Consider the following 23112-nt stretch of genomic DNA (forward strand, 5'->3'; position numbering starts at 1 on the left):
CGCGGGAAGATGGCGCCGGGCTCGGTGTCAGCTCGGCTCCGGCTTGGGGGCGAGCGGCCGGACGGCCTGCGGCTCAGGGGCGCGGACGCCGCTGGACTCGCGTACGACCAGCCGGCAGGGGAGCCGTACGAGGCCCGACTCGCGGTGCCCGTCGATCATGGACAGCAGGCGCCGGGCGGCGTGCGCCCCGAGGGCCTGCAGGTTCATGTCCACAGTGGTCAGCGGCGGCCGGGCGTCCAGGGCGAGCAGCTCCCAGTTGTCGAAGCCGACGATCGCGACGTCGTCCGGTACCCGCCGCCCCAGCTCGCGCAGCGCGTCCATCACGCCGCGGGCGAGGTGGTCGCTGCCGCAGAAGATGGCGTCCGTGTCGGGGTGCGCGGCCATCAGGTCGGTGGCGGCCCGCCGGGCGAACGCCTCGTTCCACGGGCCGGAGTACACCCGATCGTCGGGTAGTTCACGCCCGGCGTCGCGCAGCACGGCGCGGCAGCCCGCCAGCCGGTCGCGCACCGCCGAGAAGTCCATGGGGCCCGTGATGTGCGCGACGCGGGTGCGCCCGGCGGACAGCAGGTGCTCGGCAGCCAGGCGCCCGCCCTGCTCGTCGTCGGGCAGCACGGACAGGTCCGACGGGTCGGTGGACCTGGTGTACGCGTAGACCACCGGCACCGGCAGCGAGGTGAGCGACAGCGGCGGCCTGGTGTCCGTGCGCACGCCGGTCACCACGATGCCGTCCACCCGGCGGGCCAGCAGCGATTCGAGGTAGAAGCGCTCGCGCAGCGGGTCGGCGCGGCCGTCGCAGAGGAAGACCGAGATCCGGCCCGCGCCCAGCGCGTTCTCGATGCCGAGGTGCAGGGGGATGTTGAACCGGTCCGCGCTCTCGGTGGAGAGCAGGCCGACGGTGAAGCTGCGGCGCTGCACCAGGCTGCGCGCCAGCGCGTTCGGCTGATAGCCCAGCCGCTGGGCCGCCTCGAACACCTGCTCCCGGGTCTCGGGGCGCAGGCGGCCCCGGCCGTTGAGCGCCTTCGAGGCGGTACTGATCGCCACGCCGGCCTCGGCGGCCACTTCGGTGATGGTGACACTGCGGTGCTGCTCGGCCACGGGAAAACCCTTTCCTGCTTTCCCGCAAAGTCTTCCTGCTCACCCGCCGCAGGTCAAGCGATCGGCGGGGGCCGTGACCGGCTCCACCGAGGAAACTCAGGAAAACCACCCACCACCCGGCCGGTGATCCGGCCCCGCGCAGCAACGGCCGCGGGGCGACAGGGCCTTACTGGGAGCGCCACACAGAGCGCAAGACTGGGGCGCCGGTCACGCACCGGCGGGATCAGGCCCGTTCGGTGGGGATCCCACACGGCTTCGCCTCCCCGGGGCAGTAACCGGTCGGTCCACTGCGGGAGTCACCCGCAGCCGATTGCGACGGACGGAGATCCATGGTCACGGTGACCACATCCGCCACCTGGAGGCCCGAGCCCCGGAGCCGGGTGTTCGGCGACATGAGGGGGGCGGGCACCGACCGCATCGCCTGGGGAGCGCCTGACGCCGAGAACCGCGAGACCGGCTACACGTTCACGGGCAACACCACCGAAGCGCGCCTGGACGGGCACGAGTTCACGGTGGGCACGATCACCTACGACAACTACCTGCGCGAGCCGGGCAGCGGCCTGAGCTACCACACCAGCACCCTGCACCTGACCGTCCGGCTGTCCGTGCAGGACGGCCCGGAGACCGAGTTCCCCTTCGCCTTCACCCACTACTCCTTCGGCGACGAGGACCGCGACGTACCCGACACGCTGAGCGTGCCGCTGCCGTTCCCCGGCAACCAGACCGTCACCCTCGACGGCGTCCCGTACACCCTGGTCCTCGCCGGCTTCCCCGGCGTGGACGACGGGCCGCTCCGGAACACGTCGAGCAGCCCCGAGGGCCGGACGACCACGGTCGAGCTGCTCGGCATGCTGGTGCGCACCGACCGGCCCGACGTCGCCATCCGCTCCGTGCACCACAAGGGCGAGACCGGCCGCCCCCAGGACGGCGAGTACGTCGAGCTGGTCAACCGCAGCGGCGTGATCGTCCCGGTGAGGGGCTGGACGATCAACGCCGGTGACGCGGGGCAGGACTTCACCTTCACGGAGGACGGCTACCTCGCCCCCGCGATGACGATCCGGGTCTACACCTCCGACCAGCAGCAGCCGGCCGGCTGGTACGGCCTCACCTTCCGCAGCGGGCGTCCGATCTGGAACGACAAGGGCGACACCGCCGAACTCCGCGACAGCGGCGGCACCGTCCGCGCCCGTCACGCCTACGGCGACGCCGCCGGCTGACCGCACGGCCACGGCACGCGGCGCGCCGGTGATCCGGGCCCGTGAGCCAGGCCCCAGGGCCGGGCGGGTGAGCGGCCCCGCCGCACCTGTCCGGCCCCGGGAGCACTCAGGCGACGGTGCCCGGGGCCGTGTCCGTGTCCTGATCCGGGTCCGTGTCCGGGTCGAAGTCGCCGCCGAACGCCGCGCCGAGGGCCGTGGCGATCAGGCCGGGCAGGTCCTGGCGGCCGTCCTCCTGGGCCCAGCGTGTCAGGGCGGCGTGCAGCGCGGCCAGGCACGCGCCGGCCACGACCCAGGTGCGGAACCCGGCCTCCGCGTCGTCCGGTTCGGCGGGCAGGGCGGCGACGATGGCCCGCTGTGTGGCGAGCTGGCCGTCCAGGTGGCGGGCGCGCAGCGCCGGGGTGTCGGTCATCAGGCGCAGGCGGGCGAGGAGCAGGTCCACGCCGGGCCCGGTGAGGACACGGGCCGCCTCGACCAGGGCGAGACCGACGCGCCGCACCGGCGGCTCGCCCGCCGGGCGCGCGGCGACCCGGGCGGCGATCAGGGAGTCGTACCGGCCGTGCAGGACCAGGTCCTCCTTGGTCGGGAAGTGGCGGTAGACGGTCATGGCCGAGACGCCGCACGCGTGGGCGACGTCGTTGACCGTCGTCGCGTCGTAGCCGCGCTCGGCGAACAGCCGCATCGCGTGCGCCTGGATCGTGCGCTGGGTCTCCGCCCTGCGGCGCTCGCGCAGGTTCGGTCTTCCGTTCTCCACACGTGACACGGTACCGTCCTGGTAGTCACTCACAACTAGCGAGTGACTCACACAACCGAGGGTGGGCGTCATGGGAGAACGGGACGGCAGGACCGCGCTGGTCACGGGGGCGTCGCGCGGCATCGGGCGCGCGATCGCCGAACGCCTCGCCGCCGACGGGGCGGACGTGGCGGTGCACTACGGCGGCGGGGCGGAGGGGGCGGAGGAGACGGTCTCCCGGATCACGGCGGCGGGCGGCCGCGCGTTCGCCGTCCACGCGGAGCTGGGGACCGCCGGGGACGTGGACACGCTGATCACCGGACTCGAACGCGGCCTGGCCGGGCGCCCGTTGGACATCCTGGTCAACAACGCGGCGGCCCCGCCCGGCGGTCCGATCGAGACGGACACCCCGGAGGCGTTCGACCGGCTGTTCGCGGTGAACGTGCGCGCGCCGTACTTCCTGATCCAGCGGGCGCTGCCGCTGCTGCGCGACGGCGGCCGGATCATCACGCTGTCGTCGGTGGCCACGCGGATGGCCAATCCGGGCCAGACGTCGTTCGCCATGGGCAAGGGCGCGCTGGAGACGATGACGCTGACGCTGGCCAGCGCGCTCGGCGCGCGCGGGATCACGGTCAACGCGGTCGCGCCCGGCGCGACCAGGACCGACGCGAACGCGGCCTTCTTCGAGGCGCCGGGCCTCCGGGAGTTCATCGAAGCGGGCACCGCGCTCGGCCGCCTCGGGCGCGCCGAGGACGTCGCCGACGCCGTGGCCTTCCTGGCCTCCGACGCCGGCCGCTGGATCACCGGCCAGACGCTGGACGCCAGCGGCGGCGTCCACCTGGGCCTGCGCGCCTGAGCGGCGCGGGAGGGGCGTTCACCGGGCGCCGCCGCGTGCGCGCTCCTGCCGGGCCAGGGCGTCGAGGTCGCGGGCCATCCCGGGATCGCGTGCCTCGAACAGCTCCATCACCCAGGCCCGCATCACCTCGTGGATGCCGTGGAGGCTCACGGTCTCCACCGCCTCGGTGAACTCGGCGCGGCGGTCGGGCGGGAGCGCGTCGCGGATGCCCCGGATCGTCGACGGCAGGGTGATCTCCTTGCCGTCCCCGGTGACGGTGCGCAGGGGTTCGCCGCTCATGGTCCCTCCTCGGCTCGGGTGCGGGCCATGACGTCAACGACCGCGACCGGGGCGGCGACACGTTCCGGGTCAGGCGAGCGGGAACGTGGTGCCCGGAGTCGCGAAGGCGGTGGGGCCGTCGAAGCGGGCCGACGCGCGGGCCACCGCCTGCTCCGGGGTGAGGGAGCGCCCGACATGCGTCACCACGAGGCGCCCCGCCCCGGCGGCGCGCGCGGTGTCGCCGGTGTCCTCGGGCGTGTGGTGCACCTGGCCGCCGTCGGCGGGCGCCAGGTCGCTCTCCGCCTCGCACAGCAGCACGTCGCACCCTTCCGCGAGTTCGGTCAGGGCGTCGCACGGCGCGGTGTCCCCTGAGTACACCAGCGAACGGCCGCCCCCCTCGACGCGCAGGGCGAAGGCCGGGATGCCGTGCGCCACGGCGCGGCTTGTCAGCGTCAGGGCACCGGCCTCCGCCCGGTGCCCGTCGTGCAACTCCCTGACCGCGAAGGCGGATTCGACGGGGCTGCGGTCCGGGCCGTTGGTGAGGTAGTGGGCCAGCCGGTCGGCGATGCCGGGCGGGCCGTACAGGGGGATCGGTGCTTCGAGCCTGATGTCGGCGTAGAGCAGGCCGTAGTAGGCGGTGAGGAGGTCGGCGCTGTGGTCGGCGTGCAGGTGCGAGATCCAGATGGCGTCCAACCGGTCGAGCCGGACGTGCTGTTGCAGCGGCCCCAGTGTGCCGCTGCCCGCGTCCACCCACACGCGGGCGCCGCCGCCCGACACCAGGTAGCCGGAGCAGGGGTTGTCGGCGGCCGGGTACGGCGTCGCGCTGCCGAGCACCGTGAAACGGAGGGGATCACCGGTGTGGCGTTCGCTCGGGGTGCTCATGCTGATCTCTTGTGCGTCCGTCGTGTCATCGGCCGAGGCTGCCACATCCGGGCCGTCCACCCCAATCGGATGCGGTCCGCCCGCTGGTGAGTAGTGTGCGGAAATGACGAGAAGCGAACGGCTCGCGGAGCAGCTGGACTGGTACTGGCACAGGAATCTGCGGCCGCGGCTGGACGGGCTTGCCGACGAGGAGTACTTCTGGGAGCCGGTGCGCGGCTGCTGGAGCGTCCGCCCCCGTGGCACGTCGGCCGCGCCGATGCCGGCGGGTTCCGGTGAGTGGACGATGGACTTCGCCGCCCCCGACCCGGTGCCCGCGCCGGTGACCACGATCGCGTGGCGGCTGGCGCACGTCATCGTCTCGTGCCTGGGCTACCGGGTCGGATGGTACTTCGGCGGCGGGGACGTCGACGCCCGGACATTCGCCTACGCGGGAACCGCCGCCGAGGCGCTGGACCAGCTCGACGGGATGTACGCGCGATGGAACGCGGGGGTCCGCGGGCTCTCGGACGCCGACCTGGAGAATCCGCCCGCGGCGGGTCCCGAGCGGTTCCCGATGGAGAACCGGGTCCTGCACGTCAACAGGGAGCTGATCCACCACGGCGCCGAGATCTCCCTACTGCGCGACCTCTACCGCTGGCGGGACGGAGCGGCACCGGGCGGGATATGACGTCCCCGTGACCCGCGACCGGGCCGCGCTCAGTCGGGGAGGCGTTCGACCGGCTGCCGCAGGACCGTCTTCAGCTTCTCGGGCGCGGTCCTGCGCGGGTCGTTGAGGTAGACCTCGTGGTGCTTGCCGGTCGGCCGCAGGGAGTTGGCGGCGAGCCAGGCGTCGTGGAGTTCGGCGAGGACCGGGGTCTCGTCGTCGTAGGAGCCGGTGTGCAGGATCTGCGCGCTGAGGCCCTCGTGCAGCGTGCGGTGCTCCACGCGGGAGATGGCAGGCTGCTTCTTCTTGGCCAGCGCGGCGGTCTTCGCGTCCTCGATCATCGTCCCGGTGATCCAGGGCGGCAGGACCAGGAGCATCGTCCAGTTCCACGTGTCCTTGGCGCGTGCGGTGAAGGCGCTCCACTCGTCGGCCCACCACAGCCCCTCCAGCGGGCCGACGACGAAGTCGCCGCCGTCCGTGCGCTTCGCCGCGAACTTGAGGGTGTACGCGACGGCGTACAGCGCCTCGACCGCGCTCGCGTAGGCGGGGGCGCTGTTCGGGTTCCCGGTGCCGTCGACGGCGAGGAACCGCTGCTCGGGCACGTCCACCAGCCCCCAGGCGGTGTTCTTCGGCGCGTACAGCTCCTTGCGCTCGCGCTTCACGTCGTACGGGGCCATGGGTTTCTCGCTTCCTGGGGCGCGCGCCGGGGAGAGCGACGCGCGGTAACGGGTCAGCCAGTCCTGTTCCGCCGAGAGCTGGCCGAGTGCGTGGTCGAAGATGGCGCGGACGAACGGCGGCGCGTCCCGGTCCGCCTCGGCCGCGCGGCGTACGTGCCCGACGCGTTCGGCGAGCGCCTCGGCGCGCCGGTCGAGCGCGGCGAGCAGGCGTGCGTGGTCGAGGGCGGGCTGGTTGGCCAGGCCCACGAGGAGCGGCGGGAAGACGGGGCGCACCTCGGCGATGGCCGCCTCCGCCGCGTCCGCGCAGGCGCGGTGGCCCTCGGCGGTGGCGGCGTACACCGTGCGGGACCTGCCGCCCGCCGCCGGGTCGGCGCGGGCGATCAGGCCGCGTTCCTGGAGCTTCTTGAGCAGGTAGTAGATCGAGCTGAAGCCGATCTCCGTCCACTCGCGCATGCCGCGCTCGGTGAGCACGGCCTCCAGCTCGTAGCCGTGGCGGGGCCGTTCGGCGAGCAGGCCGAGCAGGGTCAGCTCGGCCGGGGTGAGACCTGAGGGCATGGCCGGTATTCTAGTACTAGAATAAGAGGCCGCGCGACGCGCCACCGGGGTGGGCCGGTGGCGCGCCGGGAGGGGTCAGATCCAGGTGGGCGTGGGGCGGTTGGGCGTCAGGGGGATCTGCCCCTTCAGCATCCGGCCGCCGTCGCCGGTGAGGCGCAGGTAGTAGTCGGACGAGCAGGGCGTGCCGTCCTCGTCGAGCGCCCACAGGCCGGAACCGGCCGGGACCTGGGAGGCGTTCTCGGCGGTCTTGGCGATCTGGTTGCCCTCGTTGTACTCGTCGAACATCGAGATGTAGATGCCCTGCACGCCGATGCGGCACATGTTGTAGAACTGGCGCCACATGAAGTCGCCGTGCGCGCGGTCGCGGTCCTGGAGGTTGCCCGGCAGGACGCAGGGCTGGTAGTCCACGCCGTTCTCGTTGCACCACGCCTGGTCGGGCGTGTTGACGTTCTGGTAGAAGTTGTCGGCGCCCGCGATGTCGCCGATGCGGCCGACCATCCACGGCGAGAGCATGTCCAGCGCGCGCCACACCGCGTCGTAGCCGGGCCGCGCGTCCTCGATGCCGCGCCGCCAGTGGGTGGGGACGCCGCCCATGACGTACACGCCCTGCGCCTTGAACCAGTCGACGACGTCGAGGCAGACGTCGGCCGGCCAGGCCTTGTTGGCCTCGTTGAAGCCGAGGCCCCAGATGCCGACGACGGGCTTGCCGTTCTGCCGCGCGTAGGCGGGCGACGCGGTGTACTGCCGCATCTTCTCCACCCAGTCCGCCTTGGTCTCCGGCTGCATGTTCACCCAGGCGGTGACGTCGTACATGATGTAGAACTTGCGGCCGTACCGCTCCGCCGCGTCGCGGACGCGCGGGACCATCGCGTCGCGGATGGGGCCCTCGCCGCCGTTCGGGTTGAAGCGCTGGAGCGCGGCGGTGTCGATCGCGTTCTCCTGCATCCACCGGAAGTGGGTGTCGATGGTCTGCTGGTCGTACGAGGAGAACAGGTCCGCCGTACCGCCGCCGCCCAGGTTCGGGTACGCGCTGGGGTACGTGCGGGTGTAGTCGCGCACGTCGGGCCAGCTGATGATCGCGGTGTTGGACGGGGACGGCGGCTGGCCCCAGTTCTGCGACCAATGCCACCAGTTGCCGTTCATGGGCGAGCCGTCGCCCGCGCAGGCGAACCACCCCTGGTAGCCGACGGTGATCTTGCCGACCACGTCGCCCGGGGGGCTGGCGGCGACGGCGGCGGTGGTGAGCGATGGGAGCGCGGCGGCGGCCGGTGCGGCGGCCAGGGCCGTGCCGACGAACGCGCGGCGGGATAGCGCCATGCTGACCTCTCAGTGTGGGGGGCTGTTGCGGTCTGCGCGGCGCAGCGTAATGAAGCTGTCATGCACGCGCAATAATCTGCGCGAGATCCGGAAAAAACCGACGTGGCGACAAAGCGGTGGACGCTCTGGCGACGCGCGTAGAGATTGCGGCACCATGCTGCGTGCACCGACTGCACGGCCAACCCCACAGGCACGACCGGCTCTCGCCGTCCGGCGGGCCGGCCACCAGCAGGAGGGTCCCCTCACATGACCGACACCACCACCGCGCCCCCCACCGCGCGGCGGCGCGGACGGATACGGGCCGCGCTCGCCGCGTCCGCCACGCTCGTGCTGACCGGCGCCGCGCTGACCGCCGGGGCGGGCGCCGCGGCCGCCGCCCCGGCCGCGGACGCGGACGGCGGGTACGCGCCCGCCGTCACCAAGATCACGCACACGCGGGCGACCGACATGTTCCGCGCGTCCGGCATCACCTGGTCGTCGTCCGGCGGCTGTTCGAACCGCAACGTGGCAACATGCACCTCGTTCGACCAGCTCAACCTGGAGTCGGCGCAGGGCGCCCAGACGCTCCGCTCGGCCAGCGGCTGCGCGCTCAACATCACCGGCGGCACCGAGACCGGGCACGCGAGCGGCACGTACAGCCACTGGAACGGCTACAAGCTCGACTTCGGCCTCAACAGTTGCATCAACGGCTACGTGACGGGCGCCTTCACCTACATCGGGCAGCGCGGCGACGGCGCGGCACAGTACCAGTCCGCCTCGGGCAACATCTACGCGCGCGAGGGCAACCACTGGGACGTGACGTACTACAACTGCGGCGGCTGCTGAGCCGCCGCCCCGCCAGGAGCCAGGACCGTGCCGCGCGTCCACCGGAGCCCTTCGGGGCGCGCGGCACGGTCCGTGGCCGTCCTCAGGGGCGCTTGACGTCGGCCGCCCGCGAGCCGTTGACGACGCAGTCGCGCAGCTCGTGCGCGGGCTGCGTGCCCTCCCAGCGGAAGAAGGAGTCCGTGTCGGTGCCGCTGGCCTTCGTCTCGTCCATGATGCGGCAGCCGTCGTAGAGGACCTTGCCGGTCGCGGTCGAGCCCGAGGTGACCACCTTGTGGTAGCCGAGCAGGGCGCAGTCCTGGTAACGGACCATCGGGCCGCCGCCGTTGAACGCGTACAGGTGCGAGTTGGACTCGGCGGCCCAGCCCTGGAACGAGTGCGCCGTGTCGTCGCAGGAGACGAACGTGATGTGGCCGCGCGTCCACTTGCTGTCGATGATCTTCTGGTTCTTGCCGCGCAGCTCGAAGCGGACACCGGCCGCGTACAGCCGCAGCACCGAGTCGGCGCGCCCCGAGGCGTCGCCGGTGAGCTGGAAGAACGTGCCGGAGTTCTCCGCCGTGCTGGTGAGGATGTAGGAGCCGCCGATGAAGTTCATCGAGCCGCCGCGCTTGTTCTTCACGAAGACGCCGGACGTGTACTCGATCTTGCAGTCGCGGAACCAGTAGTTGAGGAACTGGTCCTGCTGCGAGACCCCCGGCGTCATGCCGGTGACGAGGAAGGCGTCCGAGTACGTGCCGCCGACCTGGCAGTGGTCCCAGCCCATCTCGCTGTTGAGGTTCGAGTTGGGGCTCGGGCCGTCGAGGCCGATGCCGCGCTTCCACGCGCCGCGCCACTCGACGTCGGTGTACCAGGTGTCCTGGACGCCGTGGGTGTCGGAGGAGTAGGCGTAGTTGAAGCTGGAGGTGGCGTTGGTGCTGGTGAACGTGAGGCCGCTGATGCGGATGTTCTTGTACCGCTGGTTGTTCGTCCACAGCGTCGTGTCGTTGGCGGACGGCGAGTACGTGATGCGGGACAGCCGCTTGCCGTAGCCGACGATCGCGATGCCGTCCACGATGCCGCCGCCCCCGTTGCCGTTGACGTTCGGCAGCAGCGAGTCGGGCTGGTTGAGCAGGTAGTTGCCCGGCGGGACGAGGATCGTCTTCTTCGGGATGGCGCCCGATATCGGCCCCGCCTGGAACGAGCCGAGGACCTCGGCGGCCGCCGCGCGGAACGCCGCGTCGCTGGAGCGCGCGCCGGTCGGGTCCGCGCCCTTGGCGACGACGTCCACCGCGTACGCGCTCGTGTCGGCCGCCGACGCCTGGCCGCCGATGGCCATGCCGCCGGCGATGCCGCCCGCACCGGCCGCACCGACCAGCAGGGCGCGCCTGCCGGGGTTGCCGACACCCTGGTCGCGGTGCCGGTTCCCGGGGCTCTTCGATCTGCCGAACATGCTCAACTCCTGGTGTGTACGCATGACTTGGTTCCCCCCGGCACCGAGCGGTCGTGCCTCGGCGGATCCGGAGCCTATCCCGGGGGACCCGCCTCCCGGCCAGGCGTTTCGGCCAGGAGGCAACCATGGGAAACACCGCGGAGGTGTGTCAGGCGGCGGCCGGGGGCACCGCCCGCAGCAGCAGGACGGAGCGCGGCTGCAGCTCCAGGGCGCTGCCGGCCGGGTGCAGCGTGCCCGGCTCCGCCTCCTGATCCTCCAGCGCGGTGTCGATGAGCAGTTCGTAGCTGTCGGCCCAGGGCGGTCCCGGCAGCGGGAAGCTCAGCGGCTCCTCACCGGCATGCAGCAGCACGAGGAAGCTGTCGTCCGCGATCGGGCGGCCCCGGGAGTCGCGCTGCGGGATGTCCCGGCCGGACAGGAACATGCCGAGCGTGCGGCTGGGCGCGTACCAGTCCTCCTCGGTCATCTCGGTGCCGTCGGCGGCGAACCAGCCCAGGTCCCTTATCCCCTCGGGCCCCTGGCGGCGGCCGGAGAAGAACGCGCGGCGGCGCAGCACGGGGTGGTCGCGGCGCGTGCGGATCAGGCGGCGGGTCAGGTCGAGCAGCGGGCGCCAGGCGGGGTCGGACACGAGGTCCCAGTCCATCCAGCCGGTCTCGTTGTCCTGGCAGTAGCCGTTGTTGTTGCCGCCCTGGGTGCGGCCCGTCTCGTCACCGGCGACGATCATGGGGACGCCGGTGGACAGCAGCAGGGTCGTCAGCATGTTGCGCAGCTGGCGGCGGCGCAGGGCGTTGACGCCGGGGTCGTCGGTCTCGCCCTCGGCGCCGCAGTTCCACGAGCGGTTGTCGTCGCTGCCGTCGCGGTTGTCCTCGCCGTTGGCCTCGTTGTGCTTGCGCTCGTAGGAGACGAGGTCGCGGAGGGTGAAGCCGTCGTGGGCGGTGATGAAGTTGACGGACGCGTACGGGCGGCGGCCGCCCCAGGCGTACAGGTCGCTGGAGCCGGAGAGGCGGTAGCCGAGGTCGCGGACGTCGGGCAGGGCGCCGCGCCAGTAGTCGCGGACGGTGTCGCGGTAGCGGTCGTTCCACTCGGTCCACAGCGGGGGGAACGCGCCCACCTGGTAGCCCCCCGTGCCGACGTCCCAGGGCTCGGCGATCAGTTTCACGCGGCGCAGCACCGGGTCCTGGGCGATGACGGCAAGGAACGGCGACAGCATGTCCACGTCGTGGAACGAGCGGGCCAGTGCGGCGGCCAGGTCGAAGCGGAAGCCGTCCACGCCCATCTCCTGCACCCAGTAGCGCAGGGAGTCGGTGATCAGGCGCAGGACCTGGGGCTGGACGACGTGCAGGGTGTTGCCGCAGCCGGTGTAGTCGGCGTAGCGGCGCGGGTCGTCGGTGAGGCGGTAGTAGCCGGGGTTGGCGATGCCGCGCAGGGACAGGGTGGGGCCGAACTCGTTGGCCTCCGCCGTGTGGTTGTAGACGACGTCGAGGATCACCTCGAGTCCGGCCTGGTGCAGGGCGCGCACCATGTTCTTGAACTCGCCGACCTGCTGGCCGCGGCTGCCGGACGCGCTGTACGCGGCGTGCGGCGCGAAGTAGCCGATGGAGTTGTAGCCCCAGTAGTTGTGCATGCCGCGCCGCAGCAGGTGGTCCTCGTGCGCGAACTGGTGGACGGGCAGCAGCTCGACGGCGGTGACGCCGAGGCTGGTGAGGTGCTCGATGGCGGCCGGGTGGCCGAGACCGGCGTACGTGCCGCGCAGTTCGGGCGGGATGCCGGGGTGGCGCATGGTGAAGCCGCGGACGTGCAGCTCGTAGATCACGGAGTCGGCCCACGTGGTGCCCGGCCTGATGTCGTCGGCCCAGGACTCGGTGTCGTGGACGACGACGCCCTTGGGGACGAACGGGGCGGAGTCGCGCTCGTCGCGGACGGTGTCGGCCAGTTCCTGCTTGGGCCAGTCCCTGACGTGGCCATACACCTCGGGCGGCAGCGGGCCGTCCGTGGCGTAGTCGCCGTCCACGGCGCGGGCGTACGGGTCGAGGAGGAGCTTCGCCGCGTTCCAGCGCGCGCCGGTCGGCGGGTCCCAGCGCCCGTGGACGCGGTAGCCGTACCGCTGCCCGGGGCGGACCCCGGGCAGGAAGCCGTGCCAGATCTCGTGCGTCAGCTCTTCGAGCGCGCAGCGGGTCTCCTCGCCGCTGTCGTCGAAGAGGCAGACCTCGACGGCCTCGGCGCCGCCCGCCCACAGGGCGAAGTTGGTGCCTTCCACGCCGTCCGGACCGGCGTGGAAGCGGGCGCCGAGCGGCTGGGGGCCACCGGGCCATACCTCGGTCCTCACGCGCTCGGGTGCCTGTGACACGCGCCCTCCCTGGAGTCTTCTTCGCTTGATGCTTCCCGCGCTCGGGCCTCCGCTCACGCGCCGAGGCGCATGACATGACGGTGGGTCACTGTGACGGGAATCTGACATTTTGTCACGGCCTGGGGCGGCTCGGCCGGGCGACGCCCGCCCGAACTGCAGCAGAACGGTGACGTTTACCCACCGCCCCCACCCGTACCGGTGTGATTACCTGGCCGCAAAAAACCGCGCGGTACGCCCGCGCGTGAGGGGAGAGAGCCGGACGTGGCGACGAGTTCGGGTCGTGGGCGGGCCGTCAGGGCGGCAGCGGCACTGGTGGGGGTACTGGCGCTGGCGGTGACCGGGTGCAGCGGATCCGGCGGGACGGAGGAACGCCGGGAGGAGGCCGCCGCCGTGCAGGAACCGGAGACACCGCCGGTCCGCATAGCGATCGCGCCGGGTGACGGCGCACAGGACGTGGCGACCTGGGGGGAACTGGCCGTGTCCGCGGAGGACGGCACCCTCACCGCGGTCACCGTCACGGGCGAGGACGGCGAGGAGGTCCCCGGCGAGCTGTCGGACGACGGCAGCGGCTGGACACCGCGGGAGCATCTGGCCAACGGCGCCCGCTACACCGTCGCCGCAGCCGGGAAGAACGCCGAGGGCGCGGAGGGCGAGGCGGAAGCCGCGTTCACCACCGTGGAGGCCGGGGACACCTTCGGCACCGAGTGGAACATCTCGGACGGCGCCGAGGTCGGCGTCGGCATGGAACTGTCGGTCACCTTCGACACCCCCGTGGAGGACACCGCCGCCGTACGCGACGCGATACGGGTCACGGCCGACCCGGACGTGGAGGTGCGCGGGCACTGGTTCGGCACGCAGCGGCTCGACTTCAGGCCGGAGGAGTACTGGGAGCCGGGCACCGAGGTGTCCGTGGCGTTCCGGCTGCGCGGCGTGGAGGGCGCGCCGGGCGTGTACGGCACACTGCGCGAGGACGTCACGTTCACCATCGGGCGTTCCCAGATCAGCACCGTAGACGTGGACACGCTGACGATGGAGGTCGTCAGGGACGGGGAGACGCTGCGCACCCTCCCGGTGACGACGGGCGCGGCCGAGACGCCGACCTGGAACGGCCGCATGGTCATCACCGAGAAGTTCGTCGAGACCCGCATGGACGGCGCGACGGTCGGCTTCGACGGCGAGTACGACATCGAGGACGTCCCGCACGCGATGCGGCTGTCCACGTCGGGCACGTTCATCCACGGCAACTACTGGGCGCCGTCCTCCACGTTCGGCGAGACCAACGCGAGCCACGGCTGCGTGGGCCTGGAGGACGAGCAGGGCGCGGACGACCCTGACACGCCGGGCGCCTGGTTCTTCGGGGAGTCGATGATCGGGGACGTGGTCGAGGTGGTCAACTCCGCCGACGACGTGATCGCGCCCGACAACGGCCTGAACGGCTGGAACATGGACTGGGACGAGTGGGGCGCGGGGCAGTGATCCCCGCATAACCTGGCGCGCATGACTGTGCACCTGGAGGTGACCGACGACGGCGTCGGCACCCTGCGCCTGGACCGCCCGCCGCTCAACGCGCTGGACGCCGCCCTGCAGGACCGGCTGCGCGACCTCGCCCACGAGGCCGCCGGGCGGGACGACGTGCGGGCCGTCGTGCTGTGGGGCGGTGAGCGGGTGTTCGCGGCCGGCGCGGACATCAAGGAGATGCGGGCCATGGACCACGCCGCGATGGTCGCGCGGGCGCGGGGGCTGCAGGAGGCGTTCACCGCCGTCGCCCGCATCCCCAAGCCCGTGGTGGCGGCCGTGACGGGGTATGCGCTGGGCGGCGGCTGCGAACTGGCGCTGTGCGCGGACGTGCGGTTCGCCGCGTCGGACGCGAGGCTCGGCCAGCCGGAGATCCTCCTCGGGCTGATCCCCGGCGCGGGCGGCACGCAGCGGCTGCCCCGGCTGATCGGCCCCTCGCGGGCGAAGGAGCTGATCTTCACCGGGCGGCAGGTCGGCGCGGACGAGGCGCTGGCGATGGGCCTGGTGGACCGCGTGCTCCCCGCCGGGGAGGTGTACGGCGCCGCCCGCGCGTGGGCGGCGCGGCTGGCGGCGGGGCCCGCCATCGCGCTGCGGGCGGCCAAGGAGTCCGTGGACGTGGGCCTCGACGCCGGGGTGGACGCGGGGCTCGCGCTGGAACGCAGCTGGTTCGCCGGGCTGTTCGCGACGGACGACCGGGCGTACGGCATGGACAGCTTCATGACGGAAGGACCGGGCCACGCCCGCTTCTGGCCCCGCCCCTGACGGCACCCGGTGCGCGGGGGGCGTCGGGAAACGGCGGCCCCTTCCCGCCGTCGGGGGGCGACCGGTCGGCGGGAACCACGGACGAGCCGCGGCGCTCCGCGCCACCGCCGGTTGGCCGAACACGCCGGACGGGCACGGCCCGTACCGGCGGGGGCTCGTGCCGCCTGCGCGGCCGGGGGTGCCCGCTCGCGGGGGGCCTGCCCGGTCCGGCCGACCGGCGGCGGCACCGTGCACGGAACGGTGCGGTTCAGGCGCGCCAAGCGGCTCGCCGGTGCCCCCCGGCAGTACGGGGTTCCCGCTGGACTTCCACTCGGCCGGGCGCGGTTCTCCGTACCGGCGCAGGACGGGACTTCCTGCCCCCGCCCGCCGGGTTCTGCCGGGTCCGGCCGACCGGCGGCGGCACCGTGCGCGGAGCACTGCCGCTCGTCCGCGGCCCGGCTGCTCAGTGGTGTCGCCCGGCAGGGGGAGTCCGCCGGATCGCGAGCGTTCCGGGCCTCCCGGCTCCGTCGTGCCGGCCGGAGCCGGGAGTCCTGCCGCCGGGCCGGTTGGATCACCGTCAGGGGGAGTTCGCCGCCGCCGGGGAACACCGGTGAGCAGGACGGCCGCCGACGCCGCGCGGCGGGCGGAAGGGCGGGTGGTGCGGCGGGTGTTCGGGGCGGGACCTGGCCGAGGGCATATGCGGGCCGTCACAGCCGCACCTGTCACCCCGGGGAGTGCCGTTCGCCCCCGATACCCCGGAAGCGCCCACGCGTCCGGCATATGCGGGCCATGATGGGGCGCATGACAGCGATGGCGGATGCCCGGGACATCAGGGAGGCGGGACCTGCCGCCTGTGACGACCCGTCGGCGGGCGAAGTGGTCTTCCCCTCGCTGCCCGAGTCCGCCGGGCACGCGCGGCGGCTCACGCGCAGGCTCCTCGGCGGGCGCTGGCTGCTGCCGCCTGAACTGACGGACAACGCCGTGCTGCTCGTCTCGGAACTGGTCGGGAACGCGGTCAGGCACGCGGGCGCGCCCTCGTTCGGCCTGCGCGTCCGCCGCCGGAGGGGCTGGGTGCGCGTCGAGGTCAGCGACCCGTCACGCGCCCTGCCGTGCCTGCTGCCCGTCCGGGAACTCGACGTCAGCGGGCGGGGGCTGTTCCTGGTGAACCACCTGTCGGACCGGTGGGGCGTCGATCTGCTGCCGGAGGGCAAGGCCACCTGGTTCGAGATGCGCGTGCCGCCGCGCTGAAGCCCCCCGCCGGGTCAGCGGCCGATCAACGGCGCCCCGCGAGACCGCGGGACGCGCGGCGGCGCCGGTCGTTGCACAGCAGGCACTTGCCCCAGCCGGGCGGCAGGGGGTCGTCCTTGTCGCCGTACAACGGGTCCACCGCGCCGCGCGGATGCAGCCGGCAGCCGGTCTCGCCCGGCCCGTCGCCGAGCGCCTGCGCCGCCGAGAGGGCGCGGCGCAGCGCGTCCACGAGGACGTCGGCCTGCTCCCCCGACGGCATCTCCTGGTCGAAGGCGATGTCCGAAGCGGTCCGCAGGGCCGCCTGGAGATCCCGCAACTCGCTCTGCTGACTCATGCCCGCCACCCTAGGCCCTGCCTCTGACAGCGGCCCCGGGCGTGTTTCTTTCTGTTCTTCTGCGCGCACCATTGACCAGAACCGATCAGAGCAGCACGCTGCGGCACAGAATCCCCCACCGAAGGGAGTCCGGCTCCGATGCGCACCGGACAATCTCCTCCCGGGCCACGCCGACGCACGCGCCGCCCGGTCTTACGCACCCTCCTCACCCTCGCCGTGGCCGCCGTCGGCCTGCACGCGGGCCCCGCCACCGCCGCCACCGGCACCACCACCACCGCCGACGCCCCCGGCGCTGCCGCCCAGACCTGGACGGTCACCGGCCCGTCCGGCACCTCCGCCGTCGCCGCCCGCGTCACCCTGGCGGATGCCGGAACCCTGAGCTTCGCCGTCGACAGGGGCGGGGCCGCCGTCCTCTCCCCCTCCCCCATCGGCATCAGGACCAGTGCCGCCGACCTGACGCGCGACCTCTCCTTCGTCCGCCGCGCCGACCGCACCGTCACCGAGTCCTACACCCAGCCCACCGGCAGGCAGCGGGAGCACCGCACCGTCTACACCGAGACCACCCTCTCGTTCACCGGCACCGGCGGCACCCCGCTGGACATCGTCGTGCGCGCCTCCGACAACGGCGCCGCGTACCGCTACGTCCTGGGCGGCTCGGGCCAGGTCACCATCACCGGCGAGGCGTCGTCGTGGAACGTGCCGGGCTCCGCCACCGCCTGGCTCGTGCCGCCCCACTCCGAGGACCAGGGCCAGTGGTTCCAGACCACGGCGGGCGGCGCTCCCGCGAACAACTACGCCGTCCCCGCCCTGTTCGAGGTCAACGGGGTCTTCGCGCTGCTCGCCGAGACCGACCTCGACGGCCGCTACTCCGGGGCACGCCTCGCCCACCAGGCGGGCTCCGGCACGTACACGACGGTCCTGCACGACAGCTCCGTGACCGCCACCCGCCCGTTCGCCACCCCCTGGCGCACCGCCGCCGTGGGCAGCCTGGGCAGCGTCACGTCGTCCACCCTCGTGAACGACCTCGCACCGCCGTCCCGCGTGCAGGACACCTCCTGGGTCAGGCCCGGCGCGGTCGCCTGGTCCTGGCTCACCGAGCACGCCAGCCCGCGCGACCCGGCGCGGCAGCGCGAGTACATCGACTTCGCCCGCCGCAACGGCTGGGAGTACGTCCTGATCGACGAGGGCTGGGACCAGTCCTGGACGCCCGGCGTGGTCGACTACGCCAGGCAGCGGGGCGTGGGCGTGATCCTCTGGTTCCACTCCGACAACCTCGACACGGCGCAGGAGCGCGCGAACTGGCTGCCGCTGGTGAGGAGCTGGGGCGTGGCCGGGCTGAAGATCGACTTCGCGTTCGAGTTCGACCGGCAGACGCTCCAGTGGTACGACGCGATCCTCGCCGAGACGGCGGCGCAGCGGCTGATGGTCAACTTCCACGGCAGCGGCACCCCGCGCGGCATGCAGCGCACCTGGCCGCACGTCATGACGGCCGAGGCGGTGTACGGGGCCGAGCAGCAGCGCAACCGGGCCGCGCTCAACACGATGCTGCCCTTCACGCGCAACGTCGTCTCCAGCATGGACTACACGCCGGTGACGTTCAGCGTCACCAACAGGGACACCACCGACGCCCACGAGGTGGCCACCGCCCTGGTCTTCGAGTCCGGCTGGCAGCACCTCGCCGACAACCCCGAGACCTACCAGCTGCGGCCCCCGGCACTGCGCGTCCTGAACCAGCTGCCGACCGCGTGGGACGAGTCCCGGCTGCTCGACGGCCGCCCCGGCCGTGACGCGTACGTCGCCAGGCGCGCCGGGCAGAACTGGTACGTCGGCGGCATCTCCGCCACCGACGCGCGGACGTTCACGACACCGCTCGGCTTCCTCGGCTCCGGCTCCTGGCTGGTCGAGACACTGCGGGACGGCACCGGCGGCCTGGTGGTCGAGACCCGCACCGTGACCAGCGGCAGCACCCTGTCCGTCCCGGTCGCGACCCGGGGCGGCTTCCTCTCGGTCATCTGCCCGGCCACGGCGGGCCGCACCAGCTGCGGCACGGACCACGGCGGCCTGCTGCGCGGCGCCGGGTCGGGGCTGTGCGCGGACGTCCCGGGCCTCGCCCGCGACCCGGGCACCGAGATCGCCCTGTGGTCCTGCAACGGCGGCGCCAACCAGGTGTGGACACCGGACACGCGGGGCGCGCTGACCGTCTACGGCGACCGGTGCCTCGAACCGGCCGGCACCGGAACGGGCGCGTCCGTCCGCATCCAGGACTGCACCGGCGCCGCGGCCCAGGTCTGGCAGCGCGGGAGCAACGGGTCGCTGGTCCACCAGGCCACCGGCCAGTGCCTCGACGCGTACGACCGCGGCACGGTGAACGGCACCCGGATCATCGTCTGGCCGTGCAACGGCGCCGACAACCAGAGCTGGACCCTCGGCTGACATACCGGGGCATCCCACCCCGCGGCGTCCGCGCGCGGACGCCGCGGGGTGACACGTCTCACGTCCCCCACAGGTCCCACGACCTGCGAACTAGGACGAAAACCCATAGGAAGTGCCGGTCCCGGTCCGTACTCTCGATCTGATGTCTGCCTCAGCCGAACCCAGCGCCGCCCCCGCCCACAGTCCCCCTCCCGCCCGCAAGCGTTCCGTCGTCCGCGCTCTCCTCCGGCTGTGGCCCTATGTCCGGCCCGTCCGCGCCCGCGTGTTCGGCGCCGCGGTCGTCGCCATCGTCGCCTCGTCCCTCGGCCTCGCCATGCCGCTGATCCTCAAGTGGATCGTGGACGGCCCGGTCGCCGACGGCGACTCGGCGGGGGTGTGGCTCGGCGGCATCGTCCTGCTGTGCGTGGGCCTCACCGAGGCGATGCTGTTCGGCCTGCGCCGCTTCCTGGTGGCACGCCCCCTCGCGGGCGTCGAGGCGACGATGCGCTCGGTGCTGTACCGGCACATCCAGCGGCTCCCCGTCGCGTTCCACGACAAGTGGGCCACCGGGCAGCTGCTCTCGCGCGCCACAGGCGACCTCCAGCTGCTGCGGATGTTCCTCGCGTTCGGCCTGACGTTCCTCATCGTGAACAGCGCGACGATCGTAATCGGCTTCGGCGTCCTCCTCGCGCAGGACTGGACGCTCGGCCTGGTGCTGATCGGCCCGGTCGTCCCGCTGATCGTGCTGTGCGCCGTCTTCGAGCACCGCTTCAGCGTCGTGGCGCGCCGCGCGCAGGACCAGATGGGCGACCTGACGACGGTCGTCGAGGAGTCCATCCTCGGCATCCGCATCATCAAGGGCTTCGGGCGGCACCGCAGCCAGGCGGAGGCGTTCCACGCGCTCTCGGGACGCCTGCGCGACACCGAGATGCACAAGGCGCGGCTGCTCGCCGGGATCTGGCTGGTGATCATGGCCATCCCGGAGATCTTCCTCGGCGCCGCGCTGGTCCTCGGCGTCATACAGGTCTCGGACGGCGACCTGACGGCGGGCACGCTGGTCGCCTTCATGACGACCGCCATGGCGCTGCGCTGGCCCGTCGAGTCGATGGGCTTCCTGCTGGCGCTGTGCAACGAGGCGGCCACCGCCACCGACCGGTTCTTCGACGTCATGGACACGCCGCTGCCCGACGAGTACGCGGGCGCGCCGTCCACCGGCGGCGAGGCGGACGGCCTGCGCTTCGACAACGTCGTCTTCCGCTTCCCCGACGCCGCGCCCGGCACGCGGCCCGTGCTCGACGGCATCGACCTGCACATCAGGCCGGGCGAGACGATGGCCCTGGTCGGCGGCACCGGCAGCGGCAAGACGACGCTGATCGGCCTCGTCCCCCGGCTGCACGAGGCGACCGCGGGCCGCATCACCCTCGACGGCGTGGACACCGCCACGCTCCCCCGCGACGCCGTACGGGCGCAGGTCGCCGTCGCGTTCGAGGAGCCGACGCTCTTCTCGGCCACCGTGCACGAGAACGTCGCGATGGGCACCGAGGACGCCACCCCCGACGACCTGGACCGCGCCCTGCGCGTCGCCCAGGCCGACGGCTTCGTGCACGCCCTGCCGCAGGGCGCCGCGACCGAGGTCGGCGAACAGGGCCTCAGCCTCTCCGGCGGCCAGCGGCAGCGCCTCGCGCTGGCCCGCGCGGTCGTCGGCAGCCCGCGCTTCCTGGTCCTGGACGACCCGCTGTCCGCCCTGGACGTGCACACCGAGGCACGCGTCGAGGCGGCGCTGCGCGAGGTCCTGGCCACGACGACGGCCCTGGTCGTCGCGCACCGGCCCTCGACCGTGCAGCTGGCCGACCGGGTGGCGCTGCTGTCCGGCGGCCGGATCACGGCCGTCGGCACCCACGCCGAACTGCTCCGCGACAACGCCGAGTACCGGCACCTCATGACCGGCGAGCCGGTCCCCCACGAGCAGCGGCCGGAGGTCACCGCGTCATGACGACCACCGTCGAGGACGACGTCGAGGACAACCCAGACAACAGGGAACTCCCCGAGCAGGCCGCCGCAGAGGCGGCGGGACCGGCCGGGGACCCGTTCGACCAGGACACGCTGCCCGCGCCGCCGGACGCCTCGCGGCGGCTGCTCGGCTCGCTGGTGCGCCCGTACCGGCTGCGCGTGGCGGTCGCCGCCGTCGTGCTGCTGGTGCAGCAGGCGGCGGTGCAGGCCGGACCGCTGCTGGTCGCCTACGCGATCGACAACGCCGTGCCCGCGCTGCGCGACGACGACAACGGGCCGCTGATCGCCGTGGCCGTCGCGTACTTCCTGTGCGCGGCGTGCGGCGGCCTGCTCCAGGCGCTCTTCATCCGGCTCACGGCCCGGATCAACCAGGGCATCCTGCTGGAGCTGCGCGGCCGGATCTACCGGCACGCGCAGGCGCTCAGCCTGGACTTCCACGACCGCTACACGTCGGGGCGCCTCATCTCGCGCTCGACCAGCGACGTCCAGTCGCTGCGCGAGCTGCTGAACGAGGGGCTCCAGGAGCTGCTGATCATCTGCGTGTCGGTGGTGTACATCGGCGGGCTGCTGTTCTACCTGGACGTGGGGCTCGGCGTCGCGGCGGTGGCGTCCTTCGTGCCGGTGTGGTTCCTGGTGCGCGGCTACCGGCGGCGGTCGGCGGAGCGGTTCAGCAAGCGGTCCACGGCGATCGCCGCCGTCATCGTGAAGTTCACCGAGACGGTCGGCGGCATCAGGCCCGTCAAGGCGTTCCGCCGCGAGCGGGCCAACGACGAGGAGTTCGAGCGGCTCAACCGCAGGCACGAGCGGATCAACGGGGACACCATCCTGGAGATGGCGCGCTTCGTCGTCACGTCGCGCTGCATCGCCGCGATCGCCATCGCGGCGATCGTCCTGTGGGGCGCGCAGCGGGTGGCGGCGGGCGAGCTGGAGCTGGGCGCGCTGGCGGCCGGCGCCCTGTACATCAGGCGGCTGTACGAGCCGCTCGACCAGTTCGCGATGGTGCTGAACAACTACCAGTCGGCCGTGGCGTCGCTGGACAAGATCGCCGGTCTGCTGGCGCAGCGGCCCGACGTGCCGGAGCCGGAGCGCCCGGTGGAACTGCCCGCGCGCACGACCGGGACGCCGGGGCGCGAGGTGGTCTTCGACGACGTGCGGTTCGCGTACCGCACGGGCGGCGAGGTGCTGCCGCGCTTCCGGCTGACGCTGGCGGCCGGGGAGACGACGGCGCTGGTCGGCGCGACCGGCGCGGGCAAGTCCACGCTGGTGAAGCTGCTGGCGCGGTTCTACGACCCGACCGAGGGGCGCGTGCTGCTCGACGGCACCGACGTGCGCGACCTGCCGACCGCCGAGCTGCGGCGCGGCGTCGTGATGGTGACGCAGGAGGCGTTCCTCTTCTCGGGGACGGTCGCCGAGAACATCTCGATCGGCAAGCCGGACGCGACGCCCGAGGAGATCGAGGAGGCGGCGCGCGCCATCGGGGCGCACGACTTCATCGCCGCGCTGCCCGACGGGTACGGCACGGACGTCCGCAAGCGCGGCGGCCGGATCTCGGCGGGCCAGCGGCAGCTGGTGGCGTTCGCCCGCGTCCTGCTGGCCGACCCGTCGGTGGTGATCCTGGACGAGGCGACGTCGTCGCTGGACATCCCGGGCGAGAAGGCGGTGCAGGACGCGATGGTGACGGTGCTGCGCGGCCGTACCGCCGTGCTGATCGCGCACCGGCTCTCGACGGTCGAGATCGCGGACCGCGTGCTGGTGATGGAGGCGGGGCACGTGGTCGAGGACGGCCGCCCGGCCGACCTGATCGCGGGCACGGGCCGCTTCTCCGACCTGCACCGCGCCTGGCGCGACAGCCTGGTCTGACCCCGCGGCGTCCGGCAGGGAGGACGCTCCGGCCATGGCGCCGGGGGGGGGGGGGGGGCCGCCCCCCCCCCCGCCCCCCCCCCCCCCGCGCCCCCCCGGCGGGAAAACACACGGGGCGGCGCGGGGCGGGGGGGGTAGGGGCCCGGGGGGGTCCCAAATTGGCCCCC

At 73.0% G+C, this 23112-nt stretch carries 19 protein-coding genes; 10 read left to right on the plus strand and 9 right to left on the minus strand.

Going from position 1 to position 23112, the window contains the following annotated elements; translation table 11 throughout:
* Positions 1-27: 27 nt before the first annotated feature.
* Positions 28-1095, minus strand: a complete 1068-nt coding sequence (locus ACIBPC_RS30930; RefSeq protein ID WP_362964495.1) for a LacI family DNA-binding transcriptional regulator — start codon at positions 1093-1095, stop codon at positions 28-30.
* Positions 1096-1433: 338 nt separating this feature from the next.
* On the opposite strand from ACIBPC_RS30930, the gene ACIBPC_RS30935 reads away from it, so the two are divergent.
* A complete protein-coding gene (locus tag ACIBPC_RS30935) occupies positions 1434-2312 on the plus strand; it encodes a choice-of-anchor K domain-containing protein (RefSeq protein WP_398849238.1) in 879 nt (292 codons plus the stop codon).
* A gap of 106 nt (positions 2313-2418) precedes the next feature.
* Here the strand turns inward: ACIBPC_RS30935 and ACIBPC_RS30940 are convergent, their stop codons facing one another.
* Entirely contained in the window at positions 2419-3063 is a 645-nt protein-coding gene (locus ACIBPC_RS30940; RefSeq protein ID WP_398849240.1) for a TetR/AcrR family transcriptional regulator, read from the minus strand.
* Positions 3064-3133: 70 nt separating this feature from the next.
* Here ACIBPC_RS30940 and ACIBPC_RS30945 point away from each other — a divergent pair, with 70 nt between their 5' ends.
* On the plus strand, positions 3134-3898 hold the full coding sequence (locus tag ACIBPC_RS30945) for an SDR family oxidoreductase (protein ID WP_398849242.1): 765 nt from the start codon (positions 3134-3136) through the stop codon (positions 3896-3898).
* Positions 3899-3916: 18 nt separating this feature from the next.
* Here ACIBPC_RS30945 and ACIBPC_RS30950 read toward each other — a convergent pair whose 3' ends face one another.
* Both ACIBPC_RS30950 and ACIBPC_RS30955 read right to left on the minus strand, forming a co-directional pair.
* Positions 3917-4177, minus strand: a complete 261-nt coding sequence (locus ACIBPC_RS30950; RefSeq protein ID WP_398849244.1) for a hypothetical protein — start codon at positions 4175-4177, stop codon at positions 3917-3919.
* Positions 4178-4246: 69 nt separating this feature from the next.
* Positions 4247-5038 carry an MBL fold metallo-hydrolase gene (locus ACIBPC_RS30955; protein WP_398849245.1) on the minus strand — a complete coding sequence of 264 codons (792 nt, stop codon included), beginning with the start codon at positions 5036-5038 and terminating at the stop codon, positions 4247-4249.
* A 103-nt stretch (positions 5039-5141) separates the two neighbouring features.
* On the opposite strand from ACIBPC_RS30955, the gene ACIBPC_RS30960 reads away from it, so the two are divergent.
* A complete protein-coding gene (locus ACIBPC_RS30960) occupies positions 5142-5705 on the plus strand; it encodes a DinB family protein (protein WP_398849247.1) in 564 nt (187 codons plus the stop codon).
* 29 nt (positions 5706-5734) lie between these two features.
* Here ACIBPC_RS30960 and ACIBPC_RS30965 read toward each other — a convergent pair whose 3' ends face one another.
* Together ACIBPC_RS30965 and ACIBPC_RS30970 are read right to left on the minus strand one after the other, a co-directional pair.
* On the minus strand, positions 5735-6913 hold the full coding sequence (locus tag ACIBPC_RS30965) for a GyrI-like domain-containing protein (protein ID WP_398849249.1): 1179 nt from the start codon (positions 6911-6913) through the stop codon (positions 5735-5737).
* 75 nt (positions 6914-6988) lie between these two features.
* Complete coding sequence (locus tag ACIBPC_RS30970; RefSeq protein ID WP_398849251.1) at positions 6989-8230, minus strand: glycoside hydrolase family 71/99-like protein; 1242 nt, start codon at positions 8228-8230, stop codon at positions 6989-6991.
* A gap of 246 nt (positions 8231-8476) precedes the next feature.
* On the opposite strand from ACIBPC_RS30970, the gene ACIBPC_RS30975 reads away from it, so the two are divergent.
* Positions 8477-9055, plus strand: a complete 579-nt coding sequence (locus tag ACIBPC_RS30975; protein WP_398849252.1) for a hypothetical protein — start codon at positions 8477-8479, stop codon at positions 9053-9055.
* Between the two features lie 82 nt (positions 9056-9137).
* On the opposite strand, the gene ACIBPC_RS30980 is transcribed toward ACIBPC_RS30975, so the two are convergent.
* Together ACIBPC_RS30980 and glgX are read right to left on the minus strand one after the other, a co-directional pair.
* Positions 9138-10481: a hypothetical protein gene (locus ACIBPC_RS30980; protein ID WP_362964473.1), complete on the minus strand. Its 1344-nt coding sequence runs from the start codon at positions 10479-10481 to the stop codon at positions 9138-9140.
* Between the two features lie 148 nt (positions 10482-10629).
* Complete coding sequence (gene glgX, locus ACIBPC_RS30985) at positions 10630-12933, minus strand: glycogen debranching protein GlgX (protein ID WP_398849254.1); 2304 nt, start codon at positions 12931-12933, stop codon at positions 10630-10632.
* A gap of 282 nt (positions 12934-13215) precedes the next feature.
* Between glgX and ACIBPC_RS30990 the strand changes: the two genes are divergently transcribed.
* From ACIBPC_RS30990 to ACIBPC_RS31000, 3 genes are all read left to right on the plus strand, one after another.
* Positions 13216-14301, plus strand: coding sequence for an Ig-like domain-containing protein (locus tag ACIBPC_RS30990; RefSeq protein WP_398849256.1), 1086 nt, complete (start codon positions 13216-13218; stop codon positions 14299-14301).
* 21 nt (positions 14302-14322) lie between these two features.
* Complete coding sequence (locus tag ACIBPC_RS30995; protein ID WP_398849258.1) at positions 14323-15102, plus strand: enoyl-CoA hydratase/isomerase family protein; 780 nt, start codon at positions 14323-14325, stop codon at positions 15100-15102.
* A 780-nt stretch (positions 15103-15882) separates the two neighbouring features.
* Positions 15883-16329 (plus strand): ATP-binding protein, encoded by a 447-nt coding sequence (locus ACIBPC_RS31000; RefSeq protein ID WP_398849260.1) that lies wholly within the window; start codon positions 15883-15885, stop codon positions 16327-16329.
* A gap of 25 nt (positions 16330-16354) precedes the next feature.
* Here the strand turns inward: ACIBPC_RS31000 and ACIBPC_RS31005 are convergent, their stop codons facing one another.
* The gene (locus ACIBPC_RS31005; RefSeq protein ID WP_362964463.1) at positions 16355-16663 is read right to left on the minus strand and encodes a hypothetical protein; all 309 of its coding nucleotides are present in this window, start codon (positions 16661-16663) and stop codon (positions 16355-16357) included.
* Positions 16664-16879: 216 nt separating this feature from the next.
* On the opposite strand from ACIBPC_RS31005, the gene ACIBPC_RS31010 reads away from it, so the two are divergent.
* The 3 genes from ACIBPC_RS31010 (at position 16880) to ACIBPC_RS31020 (ending at position 22945) form a co-directional block, all read left to right on the plus strand.
* On the plus strand, positions 16880-19096 hold the full coding sequence (locus ACIBPC_RS31010; protein ID WP_398849262.1) for a glycoside hydrolase family 97 catalytic domain-containing protein: 2217 nt from the start codon (positions 16880-16882) through the stop codon (positions 19094-19096).
* A gap of 142 nt (positions 19097-19238) precedes the next feature.
* Positions 19239-21068 (plus strand): ABC transporter ATP-binding protein, encoded by a 1830-nt coding sequence (locus ACIBPC_RS31015; protein WP_398849263.1) that lies wholly within the window; start codon positions 19239-19241, stop codon positions 21066-21068.
* Complete coding sequence (locus ACIBPC_RS31020) at positions 21065-22945, plus strand: ABC transporter ATP-binding protein (RefSeq protein WP_398849265.1); 1881 nt, start codon at positions 21065-21067, stop codon at positions 22943-22945. Before ACIBPC_RS31015 ends, ACIBPC_RS31020 begins: the two co-directional genes overlap by 4 nt.
* Positions 22946-23112 lie beyond the last annotated feature (167 nt).

It is taken from the genome of Streptomyces sp. NPDC049879, from assembly GCF_044461265.1.
Lineage (GTDB): Bacteria > Actinomycetota > Actinomycetes > Streptomycetales > Streptomycetaceae > Streptomyces.

Excerpts from the sequence above, each read along its gene's own strand:
- ACIBPC_RS30950 (WP_398849244.1), bottom strand. The coding sequence starts at position 4,177 with ATGAGCGGCGAACCCCTGCGCACCGTCACCGGGGACGGCAAGGAGATC.
- ACIBPC_RS30970 (WP_398849251.1), bottom strand. The coding sequence starts at position 8,230 with ATGGCGCTATCCCGCCGCGCGTTCGTCGGCACGGCCCTGGCCGCCGCA.
- ACIBPC_RS30975 (WP_398849252.1), top strand. The coding sequence starts at position 8,477 with ATGACCGACACCACCACCGCGCCCCCCACCGCGCGGCGGCGCGGACGG.
- ACIBPC_RS30965 (WP_398849249.1), bottom strand. The coding sequence starts at position 6,913 with ATGCCCTCAGGTCTCACCCCGGCCGAGCTGACCCTGCTCGGCCTGCTC.
- ACIBPC_RS30955 (WP_398849245.1), bottom strand. The coding sequence starts at position 5,038 with ATGAGCACCCCGAGCGAACGCCACACCGGTGATCCCCTCCGTTTCACG.
- ACIBPC_RS31005 (WP_362964463.1), bottom strand. The coding sequence starts at position 16,663 with ATGAGTCAGCAGAGCGAGTTGCGGGATCTCCAGGCGGCCCTGCGGACC.
- ACIBPC_RS30945 (WP_398849242.1), top strand. The coding sequence starts at position 3,134 with ATGGGAGAACGGGACGGCAGGACCGCGCTGGTCACGGGGGCGTCGCGC.
- ACIBPC_RS30995 (WP_398849258.1), top strand. The coding sequence starts at position 14,323 with ATGACTGTGCACCTGGAGGTGACCGACGACGGCGTCGGCACCCTGCGC.
- ACIBPC_RS31020 (WP_398849265.1), top strand. The coding sequence starts at position 21,065 with ATGACGACCACCGTCGAGGACGACGTCGAGGACAACCCAGACAACAGG.
- ACIBPC_RS31015 (WP_398849263.1), top strand. The coding sequence starts at position 19,239 with ATGTCTGCCTCAGCCGAACCCAGCGCCGCCCCCGCCCACAGTCCCCCT.
- glgX (WP_398849254.1), bottom strand. The coding sequence starts at position 12,933 with ATGTCAGATTCCCGTCACAGTGACCCACCGTCATGTCATGCGCCTCGG.
- ACIBPC_RS31000 (WP_398849260.1), top strand. The coding sequence starts at position 15,883 with ATGACAGCGATGGCGGATGCCCGGGACATCAGGGAGGCGGGACCTGCC.
- ACIBPC_RS30960 (WP_398849247.1), top strand. The coding sequence starts at position 5,142 with ATGACGAGAAGCGAACGGCTCGCGGAGCAGCTGGACTGGTACTGGCAC.
- ACIBPC_RS30980 (WP_362964473.1), bottom strand. The coding sequence starts at position 10,481 with ATGTTCGGCAGATCGAAGAGCCCCGGGAACCGGCACCGCGACCAGGGT.